Annotated in this window: 1 protein-coding gene; it reads right to left on the bottom strand. The window is 48.1% G+C overall.

What is annotated here, in order from left to right:
• The coding region (locus GM154_RS25540; RefSeq protein WP_308460639.1) for an MHYT domain-containing protein at window positions 1–247 on the bottom strand (247 nt) is incomplete at its 3' end.
• Window positions 248–536: the final 289 nt, after the last annotated feature.

Raw genomic sequence — 536 nt, 5'->3', positions numbered from 1 at the left:
GTGACAGCACGGTAGTTGAGATCTGGTAGCCAAGCTCAATTGGCAAACTAAAGGCAAGCATCCCAATAAAATGCATTCCCCAGATGCCGGTCCCCATGGCCAGGGCGCCACAGCTCAGCCACACCCGGGCAGCCGTACCGGACGTTCCAAATACCGCAGACGCCAGTTGTAGCGCAGTGTAAGAGGTCAGCACCGCCACGATTACAGAGACCAGCACGAGAAGTGGGTCATAACTACCAGCAAGCATACGAACCACCAAAGTTTTAGACCCAAAGCTTAACGGCTGCCGTACGCCATACTGAAATCTTAGCTACGATTTTCATCGCAAAGACTTGTACGTTCATCTGTTGAAATAACTATTTGGGAATTTAAGTTAATTAATAAGCTATTTAGCCGATAGTTGAACAAACGGTCTTTCTTGAAAGACGCTCCGCTGAAACTGTCATTGCCCGGATTGACAAGAAAAGGCTTCCATGAAACAAACCAATCGTCTTCGGCGTGTGTTTATTGCCTTTTCTGTGTGCTTTACGCTGGGC

Source organism: Pseudomonas sp. MAG002Y (assembly GCF_019400845.1).
GTDB classification, from domain to species: domain Bacteria; phylum Pseudomonadota; class Gammaproteobacteria; order Pseudomonadales; family Pseudomonadaceae; genus Chryseomonas; species Chryseomonas luteola.
The sequence above is the reverse complement of the archived record's forward strand: the minus strand, read 5'-3'. Positions and strand labels throughout refer to the sequence as shown.